General features: G+C 70.1%; 24 protein-coding genes and 1 tRNA gene. 7 read left to right on the forward strand and 18 right to left on the reverse strand.

What is annotated here, in order from left to right; genetic code table 11:
* Positions 1–173: 173 nt before the first annotated feature.
* From nuoL to AC3IF1_RS20600, 14 genes are all read right to left on the reverse strand, one after another.
* Positions 174–2,273 carry an NADH-quinone oxidoreductase subunit L gene (nuoL, locus tag AC3IF1_RS20535; protein WP_489219104.1) on the reverse strand — a complete coding sequence of 700 codons (2,100 nt, stop codon included), beginning with the start codon at positions 2,271–2,273 and terminating at the stop codon, positions 174–176.
* A gap of 82 nt (positions 2,274–2,355) precedes the next feature.
* Positions 2,356–2,661 carry an NADH-quinone oxidoreductase subunit NuoK gene (gene nuoK / locus AC3IF1_RS20540; protein WP_010686008.1) on the reverse strand — a complete coding sequence of 102 codons (306 nt, stop codon included), beginning with the start codon at positions 2,659–2,661 and terminating at the stop codon, positions 2,356–2,358.
* 22 nt (positions 2,662–2,683) lie between these two features.
* On the reverse strand, positions 2,684–3,304 hold the full coding sequence (locus AC3IF1_RS20545; protein ID WP_243965090.1) for an NADH-quinone oxidoreductase subunit J: 621 nt from the start codon (positions 3,302–3,304) through the stop codon (positions 2,684–2,686).
* A 221-nt stretch (positions 3,305–3,525) separates the two neighbouring features.
* A complete protein-coding gene (nuoI, locus tag AC3IF1_RS20550) occupies positions 3,526–4,014 on the reverse strand; it encodes an NADH-quinone oxidoreductase subunit NuoI (protein WP_489219105.1) in 489 nt (162 codons plus the stop codon).
* 29 nt (positions 4,015–4,043) lie between these two features.
* Positions 4,044–5,066 (reverse strand): NADH-quinone oxidoreductase subunit NuoH, encoded by a 1,023-nt coding sequence (nuoH, locus tag AC3IF1_RS20555; protein WP_244019119.1) that lies wholly within the window; start codon positions 5,064–5,066, stop codon positions 4,044–4,046.
* A gap of 12 nt (positions 5,067–5,078) precedes the next feature.
* Positions 5,079–7,160: an NADH-quinone oxidoreductase subunit NuoG gene (gene nuoG / locus AC3IF1_RS20560; protein ID WP_489219106.1), complete on the reverse strand. Its 2,082-nt coding sequence runs from the start codon at positions 7,158–7,160 to the stop codon at positions 5,079–5,081.
* 128 nt (positions 7,161–7,288) lie between these two features.
* Positions 7,289–8,590: an NADH-quinone oxidoreductase subunit NuoF gene (gene nuoF / locus AC3IF1_RS20565; RefSeq protein ID WP_489219107.1), complete on the reverse strand. Its 1,302-nt coding sequence runs from the start codon at positions 8,588–8,590 to the stop codon at positions 7,289–7,291.
* Positions 8,591–8,603: 13 nt separating this feature from the next.
* The gene (locus AC3IF1_RS20570) at positions 8,604–8,858 is read right to left on the reverse strand and encodes a hypothetical protein (RefSeq protein WP_489219108.1); all 255 of its coding nucleotides are present in this window, start codon (positions 8,856–8,858) and stop codon (positions 8,604–8,606) included.
* Positions 8,859–8,863: 5 nt separating this feature from the next.
* Positions 8,864–10,225, reverse strand: a complete 1,362-nt coding sequence (gene nuoE, locus AC3IF1_RS20575) for an NADH-quinone oxidoreductase subunit NuoE (RefSeq protein WP_489219109.1) — start codon at positions 10,223–10,225, stop codon at positions 8,864–8,866.
* A 9-nt stretch (positions 10,226–10,234) separates the two neighbouring features.
* Positions 10,235–11,425 carry an NADH-quinone oxidoreductase subunit D gene (locus AC3IF1_RS20580; protein WP_243965101.1) on the reverse strand — a complete coding sequence of 397 codons (1,191 nt, stop codon included), beginning with the start codon at positions 11,423–11,425 and terminating at the stop codon, positions 10,235–10,237.
* A 64-nt stretch (positions 11,426–11,489) separates the two neighbouring features.
* Entirely contained in the window at positions 11,490–11,879 is a 390-nt protein-coding gene (locus AC3IF1_RS20585; RefSeq protein ID WP_489219110.1) for a four helix bundle protein, read from the reverse strand.
* A 40-nt stretch (positions 11,880–11,919) separates the two neighbouring features.
* On the reverse strand, positions 11,920–12,567 hold the full coding sequence (locus tag AC3IF1_RS20590) for an NADH-quinone oxidoreductase subunit C (protein WP_489219112.1): 648 nt from the start codon (positions 12,565–12,567) through the stop codon (positions 11,920–11,922).
* A 9-nt stretch (positions 12,568–12,576) separates the two neighbouring features.
* Entirely contained in the window at positions 12,577–13,176 is a 600-nt protein-coding gene (locus AC3IF1_RS20595; RefSeq protein WP_489219113.1) for a NuoB/complex I 20 kDa subunit family protein, read from the reverse strand.
* Positions 13,177–13,216: 40 nt separating this feature from the next.
* Positions 13,217–13,582: an NADH-quinone oxidoreductase subunit A gene (locus AC3IF1_RS20600; RefSeq protein ID WP_007560754.1), complete on the reverse strand. Its 366-nt coding sequence runs from the start codon at positions 13,580–13,582 to the stop codon at positions 13,217–13,219.
* A 326-nt stretch (positions 13,583–13,908) separates the two neighbouring features.
* Between AC3IF1_RS20600 and AC3IF1_RS20605 the strand changes: the two genes are divergently transcribed.
* Positions 13,909–13,985: transfer RNA gene (locus AC3IF1_RS20605), tRNA-Asp, on the forward strand.
* A 196-nt stretch (positions 13,986–14,181) separates the two neighbouring features.
* Here the strand turns inward: AC3IF1_RS20605 and AC3IF1_RS20610 are convergent.
* Both AC3IF1_RS20610 and AC3IF1_RS20615 read right to left on the reverse strand, forming a co-directional pair.
* Positions 14,182–14,568 carry a RidA family protein gene (locus AC3IF1_RS20610; RefSeq protein ID WP_243965107.1) on the reverse strand — a complete coding sequence of 129 codons (387 nt, stop codon included), beginning with the start codon at positions 14,566–14,568 and terminating at the stop codon, positions 14,182–14,184.
* Between the two features lie 57 nt (positions 14,569–14,625).
* Positions 14,626–14,931: a YjiS-like domain-containing protein gene (locus AC3IF1_RS20615; RefSeq protein ID WP_489219114.1), complete on the reverse strand. Its 306-nt coding sequence runs from the start codon at positions 14,929–14,931 to the stop codon at positions 14,626–14,628.
* A gap of 115 nt (positions 14,932–15,046) precedes the next feature.
* Here AC3IF1_RS20615 and AC3IF1_RS20620 point away from each other — a divergent pair, with 115 nt between their 5' ends.
* The gene (locus tag AC3IF1_RS20620) at positions 15,047–16,438 is read left to right on the forward strand and encodes an aminotransferase-like domain-containing protein (RefSeq protein WP_243965110.1); all 1,392 of its coding nucleotides are present in this window, start codon (positions 15,047–15,049) and stop codon (positions 16,436–16,438) included.
* Positions 16,439–16,448: 10 nt separating this feature from the next.
* Here the strand turns inward: AC3IF1_RS20620 and AC3IF1_RS20625 are convergent, their stop codons facing one another.
* Positions 16,449–17,774, reverse strand: coding sequence for a sensor histidine kinase (locus tag AC3IF1_RS20625; RefSeq protein WP_489219115.1), 1,326 nt, complete (start codon positions 17,772–17,774; stop codon positions 16,449–16,451).
* A complete protein-coding gene (locus tag AC3IF1_RS20630) occupies positions 17,774–18,439 on the reverse strand; it encodes a response regulator transcription factor (RefSeq protein WP_243965113.1) in 666 nt (221 codons plus the stop codon). Before AC3IF1_RS20630 ends, AC3IF1_RS20625 begins: the two co-directional genes overlap by 1 nt.
* Before the next feature lie 498 nt (positions 18,440–18,937).
* Here AC3IF1_RS20630 and AC3IF1_RS20635 point away from each other — a divergent pair, with 498 nt between their 5' ends.
* From AC3IF1_RS20635 to AC3IF1_RS20655, 5 genes are all read left to right on the forward strand, one after another.
* Complete coding sequence (locus tag AC3IF1_RS20635; RefSeq protein WP_489219116.1) at positions 18,938–19,627, forward strand: DNA-binding protein; 690 nt, start codon at positions 18,938–18,940, stop codon at positions 19,625–19,627.
* Positions 19,628–19,720: 93 nt separating this feature from the next.
* Positions 19,721–20,038 carry a hypothetical protein gene (locus AC3IF1_RS20640; RefSeq protein WP_489220429.1) on the forward strand — a complete coding sequence of 106 codons (318 nt, stop codon included), beginning with the start codon at positions 19,721–19,723 and terminating at the stop codon, positions 20,036–20,038.
* A 79-nt stretch (positions 20,039–20,117) separates the two neighbouring features.
* Positions 20,118–21,869: an ABC transporter ATP-binding protein gene (locus tag AC3IF1_RS20645; RefSeq protein WP_243965117.1), complete on the forward strand. Its 1,752-nt coding sequence runs from the start codon at positions 20,118–20,120 to the stop codon at positions 21,867–21,869.
* 84 nt (positions 21,870–21,953) lie between these two features.
* Positions 21,954–22,829 (forward strand): aldose 1-epimerase family protein, encoded by an 876-nt coding sequence (locus AC3IF1_RS20650; RefSeq protein ID WP_489219117.1) that lies wholly within the window; start codon positions 21,954–21,956, stop codon positions 22,827–22,829.
* Positions 22,830–22,832: 3 nt separating this feature from the next.
* The gene (locus AC3IF1_RS20655) at positions 22,833–23,540 is read left to right on the forward strand and encodes a uroporphyrinogen-III synthase (protein ID WP_489219118.1); all 708 of its coding nucleotides are present in this window, start codon (positions 22,833–22,835) and stop codon (positions 23,538–23,540) included.
* The last annotated feature ends 60 nt before the right edge of the window (positions 23,541–23,600 follow it).

Raw genomic sequence — 23,600 nt, forward strand, 5'->3', positions numbered from 1 at the left:
AGGGTCGGGAGAGGGGAGCCCGGCTTCCAAAGGAGCCAGAGCGAACGTGAAGGCCGAAGCCCGGTCCTGCACCGTCGCTCCCCTCTCCCCCCCTGCTTCGCAGGGTACCCTCCCCCGCAAAGGGGCGAGGGGGAAGGCGGCGCGCCGACCTGCGCTCATCATGGCAACGCTCATCAGTGCCCGCCCTTCGGAAGGCCGGCCATCAGATACCAGCTGATCAGCCCGGCGACGCCGATGAGCATGACGAAGGCGTAGTGGTAGAGGTATCCGGTCTGGAGGCGGACCACCCCGCGGGTCACGTCCACGACACGGGCCGCGATGCCGTTGGGGCCCAGCCCGTCGATGATCCGGCCGTCGCCCTGCTTCCACAGGAACAGGCCGAAATCCTTGGCCGGGCGGACGAAGATCCGATCGTAGATCTCGTCGAAGTACCATTTGTTGAGCAGGAACCGGTACAGCGACGGCTGCTGCGCGGCGAGCGCGCCCGGCAGTTCCGGCCGGCGGATATACATCCAGAACGCCAGGACGAAGCCGAGGATCAGCATGATCAGCGGTGAGTAGGAGACCAGCGCCGGGACCTCGTGGATCTCGTGCATGATGTGGTTGTTCGGGCCGTGCGCCAGGGCGTGGCCCCAGAACGCGTCCATGCCGGAGCCGATGAACCGGTCGTGGAAGATGATCCCGGCGAACAGCGCACCGAAGGCGAGGATCGCCAGCGGGATCGTCATCACCAGCGGGCTCTCATGGGGCGTATGATCGCCGTGCCCGTGATGGTCGTCGGCGACCACGTCGCTCTTGTGGGCCGGCTCGATATCGTGGCCCTTGTCGTCGTGTGCCGCGCCCTCGGTGTGGCCGGGGGGGCCGTCGGCCTCGTGCGCTATGGTCGAGTGGGCCACCGCGGGGGCGTCGGGGTGATCGTGGGCGGCGTGCGCACCCCAGCGGGCCGGACCCTCGAAGGTCATGAAGAACAGCCGCCAGGAGTAGAACGAGGTGAAGAACGCCGCCGCCACCACGCACAGGAAGGCGAGCGTGTGCCCGGGCCGGGTCGAGGCATAGGCCGCCTCGATGATCGCGTCCTTCGAGTAGTAGCCGGCCGTGTAGGGGAAGCCGATCAGCGCCAGCGACCCGATCGCCATCATGGCGCTGGTGTAGGGGATGTAGCGGCGCAGGCCGCCCATGTTCCGCATATCCTGCTCGTGGTGCATCGCGTGGATAACCGAGCCGGCGCCCAGGAACAGCAAAGCCTTGAAGAAGGCGTGGGTGAACAGGTGGAACACGCCCGCCGAATAGGCGCCGACGCCGAGCGCCACGAACATGTAGCCGAGCTGCGAGCAGGTCGAGTAGGCGATCACCCGCTTGATGTCGTTCTGCACGAGGCCGATCGTGGCCGCGAAGAAGGACGTGATGCCGCCGATCACCGTGACGACGACGAGCGCGTTCGGCGCCTCCTCGAACAGCGGCGACAGGCGCGCCACCATGAATACGCCCGCGGTCACCATGGTGGCGGCGTGGATCAGCGCCGAGACCGGGGTCGGGCCCTCCATGGCGTCCGGCAACCACGTGTGCAGCAGGAACTGCGCCGACTTGCCCATGGCGCCCATGAACAGCAGCAGGCAGGCCAGCGTCAGGGCGTTCCAGTCGTAGCCGATGAAGTGGAAGCTCAGGGTCTTGATCGCGTCGACCTTGCCGAAGATCGCGTCGAACGCCACGGAGCCGGTCAGCACGAAGACCAGGAAGATGCCGAGCGAGAAGCCGAAATCGCCGACCCGGTTGACGATGAACGCCTTCATGGCGGCGGCGTTGGCCGAGGGCTTCTCGTACCAGAAGCCGATCAGCAGGTAGGAGGCGAGGCCCACGCCCTCCCAGCCGAAGAACATCTGCACGAGGTTGTCGGCCGTCACCAGCATCAGCATGGCGAAGGTGAACAGCGACAGGTAGGCGAAGAACCGCGGCCGGTGCGGATCCTCCTCCATGTAGCCCACGGAGTAGAGGTGCACGAGGGTCGAGACGGTGGTCACCACCACCAGCATGACCCGGGTCAGGGTGTCGACCTTGAAGGCCCAGTCGACCTGAAGGTCGCCGGCCGAGAACCAAGCGGCGACCTGCACCCGCTCGGCATGGCCGCCCTCCAGGAACACGCCCCAGGCGAGCAGGGCCGTGAAGGCCAGGAACGCCGTGGTGATGTACTCGCAGGCCCGGGCCCCGATGTACCGGCCGAACAGGCCGGCGATCAGGAAGCCGATCAGCGGGAAGAAGACGATCGCGTGATACATCGCTCTCTTGCAGTCCGTCCTCCGGGCCGGCCGCTGGGCGGCGGCGTCCGGATGTGAATCGGGGCGCGCGGGGAGGGAGGCCCTAGCCCTTCATCATGCTCACGTCCTCGACCGCGATGGAGCCGCGGTTGCGGAAGAACACCACCAGGATGGCGAGGCCGATCGCCGATTCGGCGGCCGCGACCGTCAGGACGAACAGGGCGAAGACCTGTCCGGTGATGTCGTTCAGCTGCGTCGAGAAGGCGACGAGGTTGATGTTGACCGAGAGCAGGATCAGCTCGACCGACATCAGGATGACGATGATGTTCTTGCGGTTGATGAAGATGCCGAGCACGCCGAGCGTGAACAGGATCGCCGCGACGGTGAGATAGTGGCTCAGGCCGATCATCGTTCGAAGCTCCCGGCTTTCATCAGACCTCGACGCCCTGGCGCGAGGGCACCTTGCGGGTCTCAACCGCCATCGCCTGGGTGCGGGCGTTCTGGACAGCGATGTCCTGACGCTTGACGCCCGGCCGGTCGCGCAGGGTCAGCACAATCGCGCCAATCATAGCAACCAGCAGGATCAGACCGGCGAGCTGGAAGAAATAGGCGTAGTCCGTGTACAGCACCCGGCCGAGCGCCTGAGCGTTGGTCAGGTTCTCGGCCGAAGCGACGTTGCCGAGCGGCGCCTGGACGAGGCCCGGATCGATGGTCCAGGAGCCCACCACCAGCAGCAGCTCGACCAGGAAGATCGCGCCGATCAGGGCGCCCACCGGCAGGTATTGCTGGAAGCCCTGGCGCAGCTCGGCGAAGTCGACGTCGAGCATCATCACCACGAACAGGAACAGAACCGCCACCGCGCCCACGTAGACGACCACCAGGATCATCGCGAGGAACTCGGCGCCCATCAGGACGAACAGCCCGGCGGCGTTCACGAAGGCGAGAATCAGGAACAGCACCGAGGCGACGGGATTGCGCGAGGCGATCACCATGAAGCCCGACGCGACCGTGACGCTCGCGAACAGGTAGAAGAAGGCGGCTGCTGCGGTCATGCGCTGGTCGGGATCGGCCGCCGGAGCGGCCCCTTCTGCCGTGCGTGGAAACGGGCCGCAGCGGGCGGCCCGTCTATAGAACCCGGTCGGCGGGGGCACAACAGCGCCCCCGGCATGGCTCTAGAGCATCGCTCCGGAAAGCGGAACCGCTGCGAGGCCCTAGATCCCTGATTCGACATCATCTTTTCCGAAAGCCGGGGCCTGCCTTTCGAGATGATGCGTTAGCGATACGGTGCGTCCATCGCGATGTTGCGGGCGATCTCGCGCTCCCAGCGGTCGCCGTTCAGCAGGAGCTTCTGCTTGTCGTAGAGAAGCTCCTCCCGGGTCTCCACCGAGAATTCGAAGTTCGGCCCCTCCACGATGGCGTCCACCGGGCAGGCCTCCTGGCACATGCCGCAGTAGATGCACTTCACCATGTCGATGTCGTACCGAGTCGTCCGGCGGGTGCCGTCGTTGCGGCGCGGACCGGCCTCGATGGTGATGGCCTGGGCCGGGCAGATCGCCTCGCAGAGCTTGCAGGCGATGCACCGCTCCTCGCCGTTCGGATAGCGGCGCAGGACATGCTCGCCCCGGAAGCGCGGACCGCGGTGCCCCATCTCGAAGGGGTAGTTGATCGTGGCCTTCGGCTTGAAGAAGTAGCGCATGCCGAGGATCATCCCCGACACGAATTCCTTCAGCAGCAGGCTCTTTGCGACCTGATCGAGCTTCATGGCCCGGATCTCCGATTCGGCGGGTGGGCTCAGGCGCCCGGCGCGAGGCCGGTCAGCTTGAGCACGAAGGCGACGACGACGACCGAGACCAGCGAAATCGGCAGGAAGACCTTCCAGCCGAGGCGCATGAGCTGATCGTAGCGGTAGCGCGGCACGATGGATTTCACCATCGCGAACAGGAAGAACAGGAAGCTGGCCTTCAGGATGAACCAGATCACGCCCGGCACCCAGGTGAACGGCGCGAACGGGATCGGCGACAGCCAGCCGCCCAGGAACAGCACGGTGCCGAGCGCGCACATGCTCATGATGGCGACGTACTCGCCGAGCATGAACAGCAGATAGGGCGTCGACGAGTATTCGACCATGTAGCCGGCCACCAACTCCGACTCGGCCTCGGGCAGATCGAAGGGCGGGCGGTTGGTCTCGGCGAGCGCCGAGATGAAGAACACCACGAACATCGGGAACAGCCACAGCCAGTACCAGCCGAACAGGCCGAGGCTGGTGTCCTGCGCCATCACGATGCGCGAGAGGTTCAGGGAGCCTGCGCAGAGCAGCACGCAGATGATCACGAAGCCGAGCGAGACCTCGTAGGAGATCATCTGGGCCGCCGAGCGCAGCGCGCCCAGGAAGGCGTATTTCGAGTTCGAGGCCCAGCCGCCCATGATGACGCCGTAGACGCCGAGGCTGGAGATCGCGAAGATGTAGGTGATGCCGACGTTGATGTCGGCGATCGCCCAGCCGTCGGCCAGCGGGATCACCGCCCAGCTCGACAGGGCCAGCATCGCGAAGACCAGCGGCGCCAGCAGGTAGATCGCCTTGTTGGCGCCCGCCGGGATGACCGGCTCCTTCAGCACGAACTTGAGCAGGTCGGCGAAGGACTGGAACAGGCCGAAGGGGCCGACCACGTTGGGGCCGCGCCGGAGCTGCACCGCCGCCCAGATCTTCCGGTCGGCGAGCAGCGCGTAGGCGATGAAGACGAGGAGCGCGGCGAGGAGCACGAAGCTCTTCAGCACGATCAGGAGCACGGTCCCGAGGATTTCGAGCGACGTCATCGGTCTTGGCTCCTACTCGGCCGCCGCCAGGGGTCGCGCCTCGGCGGCGCGCTCCCGGGCCAGCCGCGAGCACTCTGCGAGGATCCGCGAGGCGCGGGCGATCGGGTTGGTGAGGTAGAAGTCGGTGACCGGCGAAGCGAAGGCCGGACCGGTCGCGGTGCCGCCGAGGCCGGCGAGCCGGCCCAGGGCCTCCGCGACATTGCCGGGCTCGACTGCGCCGACCGCCGCGAGATGCGGGTGGGCGGCGTAGAGCGCCCGGCGGAGCGCGGTCAGCGAATCGAAGGGCAGGCGCTGGCCCAGCACGTCCGAGAGGGCGCGCAGGATCGCCCAATCCTCGCGGGCATCGCCCGGCGGGAAGGCGGCGCGGTTGCCCAGCTGGACCCGGCCCTCCGTGTTCACCCAGGTCGCCGACTTCTCGCTGTAGGCGGCGCCCGGCAGGATCACGTCGGCCCGGGAGGCGCCCCGGTCGCCATGGGTGCCCTGATAGATCATGAAGGCGCCCGGCGGCACGGTGCGCTCGTCGGCCCCGAGGTTGAACAGCACGTCGAGGGCGCCCGGCTCCAGCATCCCCGAGACGGCCAGGCCGCCCTCCCCCGGCACGAAGCCGAGGTCCAAGGCCCCGACCCGGGCGGCTGCCGTGTGCAGCACGCCGAAGCCGTTCCACCCCTCCGAGACCGCGCCGACCGCCTTGGCCAGCGATGCGGCCGCGGCCAGGATGCCGGGCTCGGCGTTGGCGCCGACGATGACGAGCGGCGCCTTGGCCTCCTTGAGCACCTCCAGGAAGCTGTGCTCGCCGCGGGCGAGCGCCGCGAGGGAGTCCGGGCCGGCGCCGATGTAGTGGCTCGGATAGGTCAGATCGACCGGCTCGCCGATGACCCCCACCGCCAGCGGTGCCATGCGCCAGCGCTTGCGGATGCGCACGTTGAGCAGCGAGGCCTCTGTGCGCGGGTTGGCACCGACGATCAGGATTGCGTCCGCGCCCTCGATCCCCGCGATGGTCGGGTTGAAGATATAGGAGGCGCGGCCGAGCGCCGGGTCGAGCCCGGTCTCTGTCTGGCGGCAATCGAGGTTGGGCGTGCCCAGCGCGCGCATCAGTTCGCGCAGCGCAAACATCTCCTCGACCCCGGCGAGGTCACCGACCACGGCACCGATGCGCTTCGGATCCGTCCCCTTCACCTTGGCGGCGATGGCCTGGAACGCCTCACCCCAGGAGGCCGGGCGCAGGCGGCCGTTCTCGCGCAGGTAGGGCCGGTCCAGGCGCTGCATCCGCAGCCCATCGATGTGATAGCGGGTCTTGTCGGAGATCCACTCCTCGTTGATCTCCTCGCTGACCCGCGGCTCGATCTGCATCACCTCGCGGCCGCGGGTGTCGATGCGGATCGACGAGCCAACCGCGTCCATCACGTCGACCGATTCGGTCTTGTTCAGCTCCCAGGACCGCACGTTGTAGCTCTGCGGCCGATGCACCAGGGCGCCCACGGGGCAGAGGTCGGCGACGTTGCCCTGGAGCTCCGAGGCCATCGACTGCTCGAGGTAGCTCGTGATCTCCATATCCTCGCCGCGGCCGATGGCGCCGAGGTCGGGCACGCCCGCCACCTCGGCGAGGAAGCGCACGCAGCGGGTGCAGTGAATGCAGCGGTTCATCGCGGTCCGCACCAGCGGGCCGATATGCTTCTCCTCGACCGCGCGCTTGTTCTCCTGGTAGCGGGTCGAATCGACCCCGTAGGCCATGGCCTGATCCTGCAGGTCGCAATGGCCGCCCTGGTCGCAGATTGGGCAGTCGAGCGGGTGATTGATGAGGAGGAACTCCATCACCCCTTCCCGGGCCTTCTTGGTTAGGCCGGAGCGGGTCAGCACCTCCGGCGGCTCGCCGTTCGGGCCGGGGCGGCAATCCTTCACCGCGTAGGCGCAGCTCGCCACGGGCTTGGGCGCGCCCTTCAGCTCGACGAGGCACATCCGGCAATTGCCGGCGATCGACAGCCGCTCGTGGAAGCAGAAGCGCGGGATCTCGGCCCCGGCGGCCTCGCAGGCCTGGAGCAGGGTGTATTCGGCCGGAACCTCGACCTCGGTGCCGTCGACGCGGATTTTTGTCATCGGTGCCATCTCAGTGCGGGGCGTCGGCGAGATCGAGGCGCCGCTCGGTCCGCTCGATGCGAAGCTCGACCCTGTCGATCCGCCGCAGGTCCACGAGCATCAGGTTGTCAGGCTGGCTCGTCACGGCCTCACTCCGCGGCCATCGGGATCGGGTCGGAATGCGGGTTGGCCGTGTAGCGATCGATCCGCTTCTCGATCTCGGGGCGGAAGTGCTTGATCAGCCCCTGGATCGGCCAGGCCGCCGCGTCGCCCAGCGCGCAGATCGTGTGACCCTCGATCTGCTTGGTGACCTCGAACAGCATGTCGATCTCGCGCTTCTGCGCGCGGCCCTCGGTCATGCGCTGCATCACCCGCCACATCCAGCCGGTGCCCTCCCGGCAGGGCGTGCACTGGCCGCACGATTCGTGCTTGTAGAAGTACGAGATTCGGGTGATCGCCGCGACGATGTCGGTGGACTTGTCGAGCACGATCACCGCCGCCGTGCCGAGGCCGGAGCCCAGGCCGCGCAGGGTGTCGAAATCCATCTTCGCGTCGATGATCTGGTCGGCCGGCACCAGCGGCACCGACGAGCCGCCCGGGATCGAGCAGAGCAGGTTGTCCCAGCCGCCGCGCATGCCGCCGCAATGGCGGTCGATCAGCTCGCGGAAGGTGATGCCCAGCTCCGCCTCGACGTTGCACGGCGTGTTCACGTGCCCCGAGACGCAGAAGAGCTTGGTGCCGGTGTTGTTCTTGCCGCCGAGCCCGGCGAACCACGCGCCGCCCCGGCGCAGGATCGTGCCGGCCACCGCGATCGACTCGACGTTGTTGACCGTCGTGGGGCAGCCGTAGAGACCCATATTGGCCGGGAACGGCGGCTTGAGCCGCGGCATCCCCTTCTTGCCCTCGAGGCTCTCGATCAGCGCCGTCTCTTCGCCGCAGATATAGGCGCCGGCGCCGTGGTGGACGTAGATGTCGAACGGGTAATCGTGCACGTTCGACTGGCCGACGAGGCGAGCCGCATAGGCTTCGTCCACCGCCTTCTGGAGGGCGTGCTTCTCGGCGACGTACTCGCCGCGGATGTAGATGTAGCAGGCATGCGCCGCCATGGCGAAGCAGGCCAGCATGCAGCCCTCGATCAGGAGATGCGGATCGTGCCGCATGATCTCCCGGTCCTTGCAGGTCCCCGGCTCTGACTCGTCGGCGTTGACCACGAGGTAGTGCGGGCGCCCGTCGGACTTGTTGGGCATGAACGACCACTTGAGGCCGGTGGGGAAGCCGGCGCCGCCGCGGCCGCGCAGGCCCGACGCCTTCATCTCCTCGATGATCCAGTCGCGGCCCTGCTCCAGGAGGAACTTGGTCCCGTCCCAGGCGCCGCGCTGCTTGGCGGCTTCCAGGCCCGGCGACTGCAGGCCGTAGAGGTTGGTGAAGATGCGATCCTGATCCGACAGCATGTCCTGAAATCCTTCAGCTGACCGGAGCGTCGGTGATGTCGAGGCGGCGTTCGATGCGGGCGAGCCGTGAGTCGAGGGCGCCGAAGGCCTCGTAAAGGTTGCCTACATCGGCCTGAACGGCGTTCATCTGGACCTGCTGCGCCTGCAGACTGATGCGCATGCCTTTCAGCTCACCACGCACGTCCCGTAGCCCCTCATCCACAGTGCCCAGGCGCATCTGCATTGCCTTCAGTACTTCGTAGATTAGGTCGTTCGACACCTCGGCCATGGCGGTCACGCTCTGGTGCCCGACAGTGCCTTGGCCTGCCCCACCCAATCCTCGCGGTCGATGCGACCCGGGAACGCGAGGTAGGTGCCGACCCAGGTGATTTCGTCGCGGGACCAGGCGGCGATCTGGTCGACATGGTAGATGCCGAGCCCGTTCAGGCGCTGGCTGTTGCCCGGGCCGATCCCCCTGATCCGGGTGAGGTCGTCGGGTTGTCCGGCGCGGGCCGCATCCAGGCCCGGCGGGCGCTGGCCGACCGCGTCGGCCTTCTGTTCGGGGCTCGCATCCTTCGGCAGCGCCGCAAGCGCCCCGGCGACGCGAGCCTCCTCGGCCTCCGCGGCGACCTCGCCCTCGCTGGCGCCGGACGCCTCGGGCTGTTGTGGGACCACGTCACGGTCCGGCATGGCCTCATGGCCCTGCTCGCCCGCGGCCGGCTCGCCTTCGGCGACGCGCTTGGCCGGCGAGTCAAGCACGTCCGCGTCGCCCGGGCGGGCGGCGCCGTGCTTGGCGGTGGAGCGGCCGCGCTCGGCGGCGTCGGCGCGGTCCTCGGGCTTGACCGGCGTCTCCCCCGCGGCCGCGCGCTGGGCCGGCGCGTCGGACACCGTGCGCTCGACCGGACGGCCGGCATCGGGCCGGGCTGGCTTCGGGTTCTCGGCGGCCTGCTGCGTAGCTGCGGCCGCCTCGCCGGTCCCCCCGGCCGGCTCCTCGGCCTTGCCGGCCTCCTCGAAGCGCTTGCGCCAGGCGCCGATCCGCGATCCGTCGAACAGGGTCGGGTCCGTGAGCGTATCCGCGCCGCCCAGGGGCTCGGAGGAGACGCGCCCGGTCTGTGAGCCGACCTTGACCGGCCGACCGGCCGCCAGATCGTCCATCAGCGTCCCGAGCGATTCGGGGGTCAGGTCCTCGTAATAATCCTGGTTGATCTGCACCATCGGGGCGTTGCAGCAGGCGCCGAGGCACTCGACCTCAAGCCAGGAGAAATGGCCGTCGGCCGAAACGTGGCCCGGCGGTCCGAGCCGCGCCTGGAGCATCTCCTTGAGGCCCCGCGCGCCGCAGGAATCGCACGGCACCGTGCCGCAGACCTGGATCCAGTACCGCCCGACCGGCTCCAGGGCGAACATCGTGTAGAAGGTCGCCACCTCCAGCACGCGGATATTGGGCATGCCGAGTTCGGCCGCCACCGCCTCGATGGCCGCCCGCGGCAGCCAGCCGCCGTTCTGCTCCTGCGCCTTCCACAGGAGCGAGATCACCGCGGAGGCCTGCCGGCCCTCCGGGTACTTGGCGATCTGGGTCTTCGCCCACTCGGCGTTCTCGGGCGAGAACGCGAACTTTTGGGGCTGCTCGGAGGCGGGGGCGAGTCTGCGGTTGGCCATCGCTCTAACTTACCGATCCACTTCGCCGAACACGATGTCGAGCGTGCCGAGCACGCACGAGACGTCGGCGAGAAGGTGCCCGCGGCACATCCAGTCCATCGCCTGCAGATGCGCGAAGCCCGGCGCGCGGATCTTGCAGCGGTACGGCTTGTTGGTCCCGTCCGACACGAGATACACGCCGAACTCGCCCTTGGGCGCCTCCACGGCGGCGTAGACCTCGCCCTCGGGGACATGGAAGCCCTCGGTGTACAGCTTGAAGTGGTGGATGAGCGCCTCCATCGAGCGCTTCATCTCCCGGCGCGGCGGCGGCGCGAACTTGCCGTCGAGCGCCGCGATCGGGCCCTGCCCGGCCGGCTCGCGCAGCTTGGCGCAGCACTGCTTCATGATCTTGGCCGATTCCCGCATCTCCTCCATGCGGATCACCTGACGATCGTAGGTATCGCCGTTCCGGCCCACCGGGATGTCGAAGTCCATCTCCTCGTAGCACTCGTAGGGCTGCGCCTTGCGCAGGTCCCACGGGATGCCCGAACCGCGCAGCATCACGCCGGAGAAGCCCCACTCCATGCACTCGTCCACCGACACGATGCCGATGTCGACGTTGCGCTGCTTGAAGATGCGGTTGGCCATCACGAGGTCGTCGAGATCCTGGACGACCTGCAGGAACGGGTCGCAGAACGCCTCGATGTCGTCGACCAGCTTCGGCGGCAGGTCCTGGTGGACGCCGCCGGGCCGGAAATAATTGGCGTGGAGCCGGGCGCCGCTCGCCCGCTCGTAGAAGATCATCAGCTTCTCGCGTTCCTCGAAGCCCCAGAGCGGGGGCGTGAGGGCGCCGACATCCATCGCCTGCGTGGTGACGTTGAGCAGGTGCGACAGCAGCCGGCCGATCTCGCAGAACAGCACCCGGATCAGCTGCGCGCGCCGCGGCACCTCGATCCCGGCCAGCTTCTCGATCGCCAGGCAGAAGGCGTGCTCCTGGTTCATCGGCGACACGTAGTCGAGCCGGTCGAAATAGGGCGTCGCCTGCAGGTAGGTCTTGTGCTCGATCAGCTTCTCGGTGCCGCGGTGCAGCAGCCCGATATGCGGATCGACCCGCTCGACCACCTCGCCGTCGAGTTCCAGCACGAGGCGCAGCACCCCGTGCGCCGCCGGGTGCTGCGGGCCGAAATTGATCGCGAAGTTGCGGATGTTGTGCTCTGTCATCGGGCGGCTCCGCCGGAGAGCGAATAGGGAGTAGCGAGTAGCGAGTAGGGAAGTGGCGTCATCATCAACCCCTATCGACCCGAGTGTTTTTCTGGACTGCGCGGATCAATCCACGCAGCATTTTTCCGATCTCCTCGCATCGCCCGAGAAGCGAGTCCGCCGGGGTTGCCGCCAGGAAACCGACGCGCTCCGACAGAATGATGTGGGTCTCAAGCTCCTTGAGGGAGCCCTGCGCGATGCGCAGGAACCCAACGAACGCACCCCCGGTCTCTCGCCCGTGACCTTCGGCGATGTTGGCGGCGACGGACGTTGCGGCGCGTCGGATCTGCCCGGTCAGACCGAACATCTCCTCACGCGGAAAACACCGCGTCTCCCGATAACATGCCTCAGCCAGTGCCATGGCGTCCTGCCAAACTTTCAAATCTCGATAGGAGATGATCGCAGACCGATCCACGATCGCCTTCTATTCGCTACTCGCTACTCGCTACTCACTTTCAAGCCGTCTTCTTCTCGTCGCCGGGGAGCACGTAGTCGGTGCCCTCCCACGGAGACAGGAAGTCGAAGTTGCGGAATTCTTGGGTGAGCTGGACGGGCTCGTAGACGACCCGCGCCTGGTCCTGGTCGTAGCGGACCTCGACGAAGCCCGTCAGCGGAAAATCCTTGCGCAGGGGATGCCCCTCGAAGCCGTAGTCGGTCAGTAGGCGGCGCAGGTCCGGATGGCCCGAGAACAGGATGCCGTAGAGGTCGTAGGTCTCGCGCTCGTACCAGTTGGCGGCCGGGAACACCTCGATCACCGAGGGGACGGGGGTCACCTCGTCGGTCTGCACCTTCAGCCGGATGCGCGCGTTGTGGCGCAGCGACAGCAGATGGTAGACCACGTCGAAGCGCTTCTCGCGCTGCGGGTAATCCGCGCCGCAGATGTCGATGAAGCTGCGGAACGCGCAGGCCGGATCGTCCCGCAGATAGGTCAGCGCGTAGACGATGTCGGAGGCCTGGACCACCAGCGTCAGCTCGCCGAACGCGATGGCATGCGACACCACCGCCGGGCCGAGGGCGCCGACGACGCGCTCGGCCATCGCCATGAGGGCCGCCTCACCGCTTGCGGGCTGGGTGTGCGACAGGATCGAGATACCGTTCGTCATGGCCGCCCCTCAGCGCTCGATCGTGCCGGTGCGGCGGATCTTCTTCTGGAGAAGCAGCACGCCGTAGAGCAGTGCCTCGGCGGTGGGCGGGCAGCCGGGTACGTAGATGTCCACCGGCACCACCCGGTCGCAGCCGCGCACCACTGAGTAGGAGTAGTGGTAGTAGCCGCCGCCGTTGGCGCAGGAGCCCATCGAGATGACGTAGCGCGGCTCCGGCATCTGGTCGTAGACCTTGCGCAGCGCCGGGGCCATCTTGTTGGTGAGCGTCCCGGCGACGATCATCACGTCGGACTGGCGGGGCGAGCCCCGGGGCGCGAAGCCGAAGCGCTCGCAATCGTAGCGCGGCATCGACATCTGCATCATCTCGACCGCGCAGCAGGCGAGGCCGAAGGTCATCCACATCAGCGAGCCGGTGCGGGCCCAGTTGATCAGCTCATCCGTGGTGGTGAGCAGGAAGCCGCGGTCAGCCAGCTCGTCGCTGATCGACAGGAAGGTCGGATCGTCCGCGCCGATCGGCCGGCCGGTGTTCGGATCGATGATCCCCTTCGGCTGGGGCGCGACTGCGGGCGCGCGGGACAGGCTTTGGGTCGTGTCGGTGATCAGGGCCATCGGCGACTCGGAATCCGGTGCGGGCGGGGGCTGACGGGACTCAATCCCACTCAAGGGCGCCCTTGCGCCACTCGTAGACGAAACCGACGGTCAGCACGCCCAGGAAGACGATCATCGACCAGAAGCCGAACCAGCCCAGATCACCGAAGGTGATGGCCCAGGGGAACAGGAACGCGACCTCAAGATCGAAGATGATGAACAGGATCGCCACGAGGTAGAAGCGCACGTCGAACTTCATGCGGGCATCGTCGAAGGCGTTGAAGCCGCATTCGTAGGCCGAGAGCTTCTCGGGATCGGGGCTCTTGAAGGCGACGAGGAACGGCACGACCAGTAGCGCCGTGGCGATGAACAGTGCCACGCCGATGAACACGATGAGCGGCAGGTAATCCGCCAACAATCCGGTCATGCCAGGGCCTCGCGAGACGTAGAAAACCGCGGTGCGACGCCGACCCGGATTCGCCCGTGGAATTGTTCTTATGCCAGGATGCGCGCGGCCGGAGGCTTAGTCGACCCGCCGAGCCGTGACAATGGCTTGTCGCGTCGCACAAACCACGCCGTCCGTCACGTCGGGAGATGGGGGCGCCGGGCGCGGCCGCAACACGACGGAAGCGCGCAGGCCCCCGGGGCGGCCCCGCGACGAATCCGACCCGGATGCGCTTGACAGCGCCCGAAGCGGCCCATAAACCCCGCCCCGTCGCCGGGCGAAACGCCCCCTTGAGGCGACCACGCCGTGCGGGCGTAGCTCAGTTGGTTAGAGTGCCGGCCTGTCACGCCGGAGGTCGCGGGTTCGAGCCCCGTCGCCCGCGCCACGTCCTTCCAGATATTCCTCCAGACCTTCTCCGCGATCGAGCCAGGGACCCGTTCCTGTCCGAGGGCAGCCTTGGCATGGGGGAGTTTTTCCGATCTTTGGCCGGGCCGCCTTCGGCGCCTCGATCCCGGGGCACGCCGACTGCATCCGGTCAGTGACTGCCCGAGCGCGCCGCGGATCGCGGCACGCATGCGCGCTCAGGGCCGCGGGACAGACGCGACCATCTCGATTTCGACCCGTGCCGCGAGCGGCAGTGCCGCCACGCCGATCGTCGTGCGCGCCGGGTAGGGTTCGGCGAAATAGTCCGCGTAGACCCGATTCATGGCGGCGAAGTCGGCCATGTCGGTCAGGAACACGGTGCACTTCACCACATCCCCGAAGCCGAGCCCGGCCGCCGTCAAAACCGCGCCGAGGTTTCGGAGGCATTGGTGAACCTGCGCCGCGATTCCACCCTCGACCAGCCGGCCGGTCGCGCCGTCGATCGGCGTCTGGCCCGACAGGTAGACCGTGTCGCCGACGCGGACACCGTGCGCGTAGGGGCCGACCGCCGTCGCGCCCGGAGCGATCACGGGACTTCTGCTCATCTGTGGGATCTCCTTGATGGCGCGTCGGGCTGGGCCCGACGCGCGCCGGCCGTCACGTCACCAACGCCGGATCACCGCCCAGGTGCGCCGCCGCGCGTCACGCCGGCCCACAAGCAGGAGGATCGCATCGCCGGTGCCCGGCACGCCGGCATCCGCCACGTCCTGCGGCGTCAGCCCGATATCCTTCAACTCGCGCTCGGTCACCGTCGAGAGACGCTGCAGCACGCGCCGGTTCATCGCCCCCCGCGACAGGCCGGCCCGCAGGTCGGCGCCGAACGCGGCGAGGAATGCGACCGCCCGGGCGATCCACGGGGTCCGGGCTTCGGCTTCGGCTTCGGCGGTCTCGGTCAGGCAATGGTCCATGGCTCCCCCTCCTCTGTCTCTCCGGGGCCGGGCGACCGTGGAGCAGCAGGGCTGGCGGCGACAGGAACACTTCGGTACGGTTCGAAAGAATTGTCCGGCAGAATGAGCAGTACGGATGTCGCTGGCCGTCAGAGCCCCGGGAACCCGCGTCGAGGCCGTGGCCGGGGAGATCCGCGATCGGATCGCCGCGCGGCGGCTCGTCCCCGGCGTCCGGATCCCGTCGGTGCGGGCCTTCGCGGATGCGATGGGCGTCTCGAAATCCACCGTCGTGGAGGCCTACGAGCGGCTCGCCGCCGAGGGCGCGGTCGTGGCCCGGCCGGGCTCGGGTTTCTACGTCGCCGGCAAGACGCGGCCGCTCTCGCTCCAGGCGATGGGGCCGCAACTCGATCGGATCGTGGATCCGCTCTGGATCACCCGGCAGGCGCAGCAGGCGGGTTCGGACCAGCTCAAGCCCGGGGCGGGCTGGCTGCCCGATTCTTGGATGCCCCACGAGGCGATCCGGCGGGGCCTGCGCCGGGTGGCCAAGGCCGACCGCGCCGAGATGACCGATTACGACCGGCCCCTGGGCTACGAGCCCCTGCGCCACCAGATCGCCCGCAAGGTCGGCGAGAAGGGCGTCGGCGCCGAACCCGACCAGATCGTGCTGGTCGAATCGGCCACGCAGGCGCTGGACCTGGTCTGCCGGTTCCTGCTCCAGCCCGGCGACACCGTACTGGTAGACGATCCCTGCTACTTCAACTTCCTGGCGCTGCTGCGCGCCCAGCGGGTCGCGGTGGTCGGCGTGCCGATGACCCCGGAGGGGCCGGATCTGCCGGTTCTCGCCGCCCTGCTGGAGCGGCACCGGCCGCGCTTCTACCTGACCAACGCGGCGCTCCAGAACCCGACGGGGATGAGCCTCGCGCCGAAGGTGGCGCACCGGCTGCTGAAGCTGTGCGAGGCCCACGACACCCTGATCGTGGAGGACGAGATCTTCGGCGATCTGGAGCCCGATCCGGCCCCGCGGCTCGCCGGCTTCGACGGGCTGGAGCGGGTGATCCAGATCGGCAGCTTCTCCAAGACCCTGTCGGCGGCCGCGCGCTGCGGCTGGATCGCGCTCCGGGCCGACTGGGTCGAGCCGTTGGTCGATCTCAAGCTGGCGCTCAGCCTCGGCAACGGCCACGTCACGGCGGCCCTGGTGCACAGCCTGATCACTGAGGGCTGCTATCGCCGGCACCTCGCCGAGACCAAGCGGCGGCTCGCCGGCGCCATGGTGCAGGCCTCGGCGGAACTGCGCGCCTGCGGCCTGGAGCCCTGGGCGCAGCCCCGGGGCGGGTTCTTCCTGTGGATGCGTCTGCCGGACGGCCGCGACGGGGCCGCGGTCGCCCGCCGGGCGCTGGCCCGGGGCATGGTGCTGGCCCCGGGGACCTCGTTCAGCCTGTCGGAGGCCTGGAACGGCTACATGCGCTTCAACGTCGCCCATTGTGCGGATCCGCGCATCCGCCCGATCCTGCGGGAGGCGCTCGGCTGAGGCCGGGAGGTCAGGCCGGCAGGACGAGGTCCGCGCGCAGGCCGCCGAGATCTCCGTGCCCGAGGGTCAGGCCGCCGCCGTAGAGTTCGGCGAGTTCCAGGGTGATCGGCAGGCCGAAGCCGTGGCCCGGCACGCCCTCGTCCAGGCGCCGGCCGCGCGCCATCACGGCCTCGGCGGCCGCGCCGTCGAGACCCGGCCCGTCGTCCTCGACGCGGATGCGAACCACCCCGTCCCGGGCCAAGGCGGAGACCTGCACCCGCCCCCGGCACCAGCGGCAGGCATTGTCCACGAGGTTGCCGAGCATCTCGTCGAGGTCCTGGCCCTCGCAGGCCACCGAGAGGTCGTCCGGTACGGCGAGATCGAGGGCCACGCCCTTCTCGGCGTAGAGGCGCGCCAGGGCGTCGCGCAGGTCCGAGAGCCGCGGGGCCAGGGGCGTGCGGCCCCGGGCCGAGCCGGCGAGCGCCGCCGCCCGGGCCCGGCGCAGGTGATGGCGGACCCGGCGGTCCATATCCTCCACCTGCCGGCGCAGGCCGCCGTCCGGGTCACGGGCGGGGTCGGCCAGCGCCATCGACAGGGTGGCGAGGGGCGTCTTGAGGGCGTGGGCGAGGTTGGCGACGTGGCCGCGGGCGCGGTCGAGGTTCTGCGCGTTCTGGTCGAGGAGCGCGTTGAGTTCCGCCACCACCGGCGCGATCTCGGCGGGCTGCTCCGCCGGCACCCGCTCGCGCCGGCCGGCCCGCACCGCCGCGAGGTCGGCGCGCAGCCGCCTCAGCGGCGCGAGGCCGAGGCGCACCTGGACGGCCAGGCCGGCGAGCAGGCACAGGCCGAGGATCCCCAGCGCCAAGGCGAGGCTCGTCAGCGCCTCGCGCAGCGGGCCGCGCAACTCCCCCTCCGGGGCCGCCACCACGATCGTCGCGGGCGGGGGCCCGGGCAGGGCGAGCACCCGGGCGACAAGCGGCTCGCCCTGCGGCCCCGTGCCCGAGGCCGGGTGCGGCCGGCCCGGATCGTCCTCGGGCCCCGGATCGGACAGGCGGATGTCCCCGCCCCGCAGCGAGCCGGAGCGGATCGTCTCGGGTCCGCGGTGCACCTCCCAGGCCCAGCCGGGGCCGGGCCGGTCGTAGGGCGGCGCGTCGAGGGTCTGGGGCAGGATCCCGGCCTCGAGTCCGGCTCGAAGGGCGACGATCTGCGCGTCGAGCCGCCCGTCCAGCTGCCCGCGCACGAATCGGTGCAGGATCACCCCGATGGCGAGGCCCGCCACCACCAGGGCCGCCAGGACCAGGATGAGGGCGGCGGCGAGCAGGCGGGCGCGGAGCGAGCGGCGCGGCGTCCCCTCGCCCATCAGGCGGGATCCGCGTGCAGGCGGTAGCCGTGGCCGCGCACGCTCTCGATCCGCGCCGGGGCGATCTTCCGGCGCAGGCGGGTGATGATCACCTCCACGGAGTTCGAATCGACGTCCGCGTCGCCCTCGTAGACCCGCTCGATCAGGTGCGGGCGCGGCACCACCGTCTCGCGGTTGAGCATCAGGCAGGACAAAACCCGCCATTCGAGCCCGGTGAGCTTGAGCGGCAGGCCCTCGTGCTCGAAGGCGCCGAGGCCGGGATCGAAGCTCAGCGGCCCGCAGGCGATCCGGCTGGCGCCGCCGCCCTGCGACCGGCGCACCAGGGCGCGCAGGCGGATCACCAGCTCCTCCACCCGGACCGGCTTGACGAGGTAATCGTCCGCCCCGGCCTTGAAGGCCGCGACCTTGTCGCTCCAGCCGTCCCGGGCGGTGAGCACCAGCACCGGCAGGGTCCGCCCGGCCGCCCGCCACGCCCGCAGCACCGAGACGCCGTCACCCTTGGGCAGGCCGAGATCGAGCACGACCGCGTCGTAGCCCTCGGTCTCGCCGAGATGCTGGGCGTCCTCGCCGGTGGCGGCGTGGTCGAGCACGAAGTTCTCCCCGCGCAGCACCTTGGCCACCTCGGCGGCGAGCGCCGCGTCGTCCTCCACCAGCAGGATCTTCACCCGTTCCCTCCTCCGGCCCCGGTCTCCGCAGATCGGGCCGTGCCCGGTCCGACAGGCCGTGCCGGACCGGATATTCCGTGTGGCGTCCCGGTGAAATACGCGCCTGAGATCGCCTCTCCGTCAGCACGCGCGCAGCGACGTGACCCAGGGCAGCGCCACGGCCGGCATCGTGGCGCTGCCGGGTTGCTTCGGTGCGCGCGCACAGACGGCGGCGTCGAAGCACTGAGCGGGACGCCGCACGATCCCTTTCATCCACCCGGCCCCAAAACCCAATGACCACGGGAATTTAGGGCGAGGTCCTCATGGACTGTGTCAGTTCGATCGCCCGACATCAGCCCGCGTCCTCAAGCCCTTGAGACCGCACGGGTTCCCCGCGACGCCGCTCTACGGCGACGGGTTTAACCGGACCTGAACCACCCGGTTCAGACCGGATTGGAGCCGCCCCCTTACGAAGGGGCCACGGATCGAACGGATCCGGACCCATCGAGAGGACGAGAGATGAGCGACGAGACAACCATCGACGGCACCGCCCGGGAGATCCGCGGGCCCGCCGCCGGTACCGAACCCCGCGGCCGGAGCGCGGTCCCCCGGCGGACCTGGGTGGTGGGCGCCGTCGCGGCGCCCCTGGTGCTCGGCGCCCTGGGCCTGTCCCTGGCGCAGGGGACGACCTTCCAGCCGACACCCGTGGAACCGGTGGCGATCCAGGCGCTGGCCCCCTCCGGAGCCATTGCCGTCAAGGGCGCGGTCGCCGAGATCTTCGGCAACAAGTTCGTGGTCCAGGACGGGACCGGCCGGGCGCTGGTCGAGACCGGCCGTGCCGGCGAGGGCGGCGGCCTCGTCGCCAAGGGCGAGGCCGTGACCGTTCAGGGCCGGTTCGAGCAGGGCTTCCTGCACGCCAGCGTCCTCACCCACGGCGACGGGCGCAAGGTCCTGCTCGGTCCGGCCGGCGGACCGCCGACGGGCAGCCTCGACTGGGCCAAGGATCGGATCGGCCTCGGGCCGAAACCCGATGTCGCCGCCCTGACGGCCACGGTGCAGGCGGCCGGCTACAGCGACGTGCGCGTCACCGGCCGCGGCCCGCGCCACCTGGAGGTCGCCGCCAAGGACCGGGACGGGGGCGAGCACCAGCTCCATGTCGGCTTCGACGGACAGGTCCGCGAGCGGCCGGTCCCGGGTGCGCGGCCCTGAGCCCTGGGCCGGTTGCAGGGGATCGATGCAACCGTTTTCCCCCTGCCGCGTCCTCCTGTCTCTCACCCGGACAGGAGGCGCTCCGTGGAACCGATGAAGCCGATGGAACCGATGAAGCCCATGGAACCGATGAAGCCCATGGAACCCATGAAGCCGATGAAGGGCATGGAGCCGTTCTGGCCCAAGGATCTCGGCGATCCGTCGACCAGCGGCTCCCAGAACGGGATGAAATACGCCTTCTTTCCGGACAAGCACCGCCTGGTGATCGAGCGCGACGGGCAGGTCTCGACCTACGACAGCGGCGACCATCGGATCGGCGGCGTCGCCCAGGCCGACGGGGGCACGAAGTCGCTGACCTTCACCAGCCAGAACGGCGACGTCGACCTCGGATCCCTGAAGAAGCTCGACTGAGCCCGGCGTGGACAGGCCGGGGCGGCGCGCTTAAGCCCGGCCCGGCCATGCGAGACGCCCCGCCGACCCCGCCGACGCCATGCGCGCGCTGATCGACCTCGTCCGCGCCCTGCGGGCGCCCGACCGGCGGCGCCTCGCGCTGATCGCCCTCGGCCTCGCCGGGGCGGCCCTGCTGGAGGTGGTGGGCGTCGCCTCGGTGATCCCATTCCTGACGCTGGTCGGCGACCCCGCGGCGGCGGCCCGCATCCCCTACCTCGCCCAGGCCCGGTCCGTCCTCGGCCTGACCGATGAGCGCGGCTTCCTGCTGGTGACCGGCGGCGCGGCGCTGGCGGCGATCCTGGTGACCGCGCTGGCCAATGCCGGGCTGACCTACGCGCAACTCCGGTTCACGCATCTGGCGGGCTACGGCTTCAGCCGGCGCCTGCTGTTCCGCTACCTCGACCGGGAGCGGCTGTTCTTCGCGCAGGCCAACAGCGCCGAACTCGCCAAGAACGTGCTGTCCGAGACCGACCGGCTGGTGGTCGGCGCCCTGACGCCTGCCACCGTGCTGGCCTCCCGGGCGAGCTCTGCGCTCGCGGTGATCGCCTTCCTGCTGGCCTACGCGCCGCAGCTCGCGCTGATCCTCGGCGGCGGCTTCGGGGGGCTCTATGTCGGGATCTATCTCGTGATGCGCGCCCGGCTCGCCCGGCTGGGTAGCCGGTCGGTGGCCGACAACGAGGCGCGCTTTCGGATCGTGCAGGAGACCTTCGGGGCGCTTACCGAGCTCAAGCTCTACGGCCGGGCGGAGGCCTTCGCGGCCCGGTTCGACGCCCCGGCCCGCGCCTACGCCCTCGCCACCGCGGCGAGCCTGCTCACCGGCCAGATGCCGCGCTTCGTCATCGAGGCGCTGGCCTTCGGCGGGGTGATCGTGGTGGTGCTGTTCGCCCTGGCTCAGGGCCTGGAGGTGGCCGGGATCCTGCCGCTGCTCGGCCTGTTCGCCTTCGCGGGCTACCGGATGCTGCCGGCCTTCCAGAACATCTTCACCTCGGTGGCGCTGCTGCGCTTCACCCTGCCGGCGGTGCGGGTGATCGTCGACGAACTCGCCGACGAGCGGGCGCCCCCGCCCCGCACCGCGGAGCGGCTGCCGTTCTCCCGGGAGATCCGGCTCGAAGGGATCGGCTTCGATTACGGCACCGGCCGGCCGGCGCTCGCCGGCATCGACCTGACGATCCCGGTCAACACCACGATCGGCCTCGCCGGGCGGACCGGCTCGGGCAAGTCGACGCTGGCCGGCCTGCTCCTCGGGGTGCTGAGCCCGGGCGCCGGGCGGATCACCATCGACGGGCGCCCCCTCGATCCCGGCACCCTGCCCGCGTGGCAGAACCGCATCGGCTACGTGCCGCAGGACGTGTTCCTGGTGGACGGCACGGTCGCCGAGAACATCGCGCTGGGCCTCGACACGCCGGATCCCGCCGCCGTCGAGCGGGCGGCGCGGCTGGCGGGCGCCCACGACTTCGTCTCGGCCCTGCCGCATGGCTACGGGGAGCGGGTCGGCGAGCGCGGGGCCCGGCTCTCGGGCGGCCAGCGCCAGCGCATCGGCATCGCCCGGGCGCTCTACCACGACCCCGACGTGATCGTGTTCGACGAGGCGACCTCCGCCCTCGATGAGGAGACGCAAGGGGCGGTGATGCGGGCGCTGCGGGCGCTCTCGGGGCGGCGGACGCTGATCCTGATCGCCCACCGCCTCTCGACCCTCGAGGGCGCCGACGCGGTCCACGTGCTGGAGGCGGGGCGGCTCGTGGCCTCGGGGGCGCCCGGGACAGTGCTGCCGGGGCTCGGCACGGCGGCGTGAGGAGGACCGTCCCGGTCGACACCCCTTGCGCGGCCGCCCGCTTCCGTTACCTCGCCTGCTGCGACAGATGACCGGGAGACCACCGTGACGACGCGCATCGCGCTGACCGCAGCGGACGGCACCACCGCCGCGCTCGCCACCCACGGCGCCGAGCCCGTCTCCTGGCGGGTCGGCGGGACCGAGTATCTCTGGAGCGGCGACCCGGCGCACTGGAACCGCCACGCGCCCTGGCTCTTCCCGGTGGTCGGCGCCTCGGCCGGCGGTCAGGTGACGGTCGGGTCCGAGAGCTACCCGATGGGCCAGCACGGCTTCGCCCGGGACCTGCCCTTCACGGTGCTGGACCGGAGCGCGGAGGCGGTGACCCTGCGCCTGACCGACGGACCCGAGACCCGGGTGCACTACCCCTTCGCCTTCCGGTTGGATGTGGCCGCCCGGGTGCGCCCGGCGGGTCTCGATCTGGACGTGACCGTCACCAATCCCGGCGATGTCCCCCTGCCCTACGCGCTGGGCTTCCATCCGGCCTTCCCCTGGCCCTTCGCGGGCGGCGAGCGGGCCCGGGACGGCGGCTACGCGGTGGCGTTCGAGCACCCGGAGCGGCCCTTCGCCCCGCAGGTCGGTCCCGGCGGGCTGCTGCTGCGCGACGAACAGCCGATCCCCCTCGCGGGCGCGGCGCTGCCCCTCGATCCGGCGCTCTTCACCGAGGCCTTCGTGCTCCGGAATGCGAAGAGCCGCTGGATGCGCTTCGCCGGACCCGGACGGGCGATCCGCATGGAGATGGCGGATTTTCCCCATCTCGCCGTCTGGACCAAGCCCACGGCGCCGTTCCTCTCCCTCGAATGCTGGACCGGCTACGCCGACTGGGCGGATTTTTCCGGCACCCTCGCCGAGCGCGATTCGCAGCGCCTGCTCGCCCCGGGCGCCACGGCGCGCCACGGCGTCCGACTGACCCTGGAAAGCTAGGGCATGCGCGTCTGGGTGGCGCGGCCCGAGCCCGGGGCGGCCCGGACCGGCGCGGCGCTGACGGCGCGGGGCCACGTTCCGCTGGTGGCCCCGGTCCTGGTGGTGCGGCCGACCGGGGCGCTGCCGCCGGACGGGACGTTCGACGCCCTGCTGCTGACCAGCGCCAACGCGGTACCGATGCTGCGGGACGCCGCGGTCCCGCGGGGCCTGCCGGTCTTCGCGGTGGGCCCCCGGACGGCCGCGCTGGCGGGGCGCGCCGGTCTCGGCCCCGTGCGGGAGGGGCCGGGGGATGCCGACGGCCTCGCCGCCCTGGTGGCCGGCACGCTCGCGCCGGGGGCGCGCCTGCTCCACGCGGCCGGGGCCGAGCGCAAGCCCGAGCCGGGGGCGACGCTGGCGGCGGCGGGCTTCCGGGTCGCGACCTATGTGGCCTATACGGCGGAGGCTTTGCGCAGCCTGCCGGATTCCGTCGGCAGTGCCTTGGGCGGCGGCGCCCTCGACGCCGCCCTCCATTATTCCCGGCGCAGCGCCGCGGTCGCCCTCGCGCTGGCGGAAGGCGCGGGCCTGGGCGGAGCTTTCCGCCGGTTGAGGCATTACTGCCTGTCGGCGGATGTCGCCGCACCCCTGGAAGCGGCAGGTGTTCCGGTCCATTTCGTCGCGGTGCGTCCGCGGGACGTGGACCTGCTGGATGCTCTCACGCCCGCGCCCGGCTAGGCGTGCGGTGACAGGGAGGCCCGGCCGCCGTATCTCGCCCTCGCGCCCGGGGCCGTGGCG

The organism is Methylobacterium sp. E-012, assembly GCF_057836545.1.